Source organism: Streptomyces sp. P5F9, assembly GCF_057961495.1.
In genome coordinates this window covers 1-1,409 of the sequence record NZ_JBXVPZ010000908.1, presented here as the reverse complement: position 1 = coordinate 1,409, position 1,409 = coordinate 1, and the positions used below count along the sequence as shown (strand labels likewise).

General features: G+C 71.0%; 1 protein-coding gene. It reads left to right on the top strand.

From position 1 onward, the window contains the following. Nucleotides 1-183 precede the first annotated feature (183 nt). Nucleotides 184-1,398, top strand: a complete 1,215-nt coding sequence (gene fahA / locus AC31A1_RS51390; protein ID WP_489659910.1) for a fumarylacetoacetase — start codon at nt 184-186, stop codon at nt 1,396-1,398. Nucleotides 1,399-1,409: the final 11 nt, after the last annotated feature.

Here is a 1,409-nt window from a genome sequence, read left to right as displayed (position 1 = left end):
TGTCCCCCCTACGGACCGGACCCACCCCGTCCGTGTCCCCCAAAGGACGCTAAGCCGGAATTGCCTCCTCCGACAAGACCTATTCGGACATTGCGAACTCTTTAGACACTGCCGGTTCCCGCAACTCACCCGTAACGTGTGGCGCGGCCACATGCGCGTACGCACGAGAGTGAGGCAGCACCCATGCCCCCCTTCGATCTTCCCGAAGGCGACCCCTTCGGCCCGCACAACCTTCCCTACGGCGTCTTCTCGCCCGTCGGCTCGGCCGAACGGACCGTCGGCGTCCGGCTCGGCGACCACGTCCTCGACGCGGGCGCGGCGGCGGAGGCACTCGGCTCGCCGTACGCCTCCCTCCTGGCGCACCCCACCCTCACCCCGCTCCTCGCCGCGGGCCACACGGCCTGGTCCGACGTCCGCCGCGCGCTGACCGCGTGGGTGACGGTCCCGTCCCACCAGGACACGATCGCCCCGTACTTCCACCCGCTCTCCGCAGTGACCCTGCACCTCCCCTTCGAGGTCGCGGACTACGTCGACTTCTACGCCTCGGAGAACCACGCCCGGAACGTCGGCCGCATCTTCCGCCCCGACGCCCCCGACTCCCTGACCCCCAACTGGAAGCACCTGCCGATCGGTTACCACGGCCGCGCCGGCACCGTCGTGGTCTCGGGCACGGATGTCGTACGCCCGTCCGGCCAGCGCAAGTCCCCCGCCGACCCGGCGCCGGTCTTCGGCCCGTCGGTCCGCCTGGACATCGAGGCGGAGGTCGGCTTCGTGGTCGGCGCGCCGTCGACGATGGGCCGGCCGGTGCCGCTTGCCGACTTCCGCGAACACGTCTTCGGCCTGTGCCTCCTCAACGACTGGTCGGCACGCGACATCCAGGCCTGGGAGTACGTCCCCCTCGGCCCGTTCCTCGGCAAGTCCTTCGCCACGTCGGTGTCGGCGTGGATCACCCCGCTGGACGCGCTGGAGGAGTCGCGGGCAACCCCGCCGGAGCGCACGCACGACCTCCTTCCCTACCTGGACGACTCGGCCGAGGAACCCGGCGGCTACGACCTCCGCATCACCGTCGCGATCAACGGCCACCCGGTCTCCGAGCCGCCGTTCTCCACCATGTACTGGACCGCCGCCCAGCAACTCGCCCAGATGACGGTCAACGGCGCCTCCCTCCGCACCGGCGATCTGTACGGCTCCGGCACGGTCAGCGGCCCGACGGAACGCGAGCGGGGTTCGCTCCTGGAGCTGACCTGGAACGGCCGCGACCCCCTCGAACTCCCGGACGGCAAGCGGACGTTCCTGGAGGACGGCGATGTCGTGACCCTGTCGGCATGGGCTCCGGGCGCGGACGGCACTCGCGTGGGCCTGGGGGAGGTCACGGGGCGGATCGTGGCACGGGGTTGAGGCGACAGGGG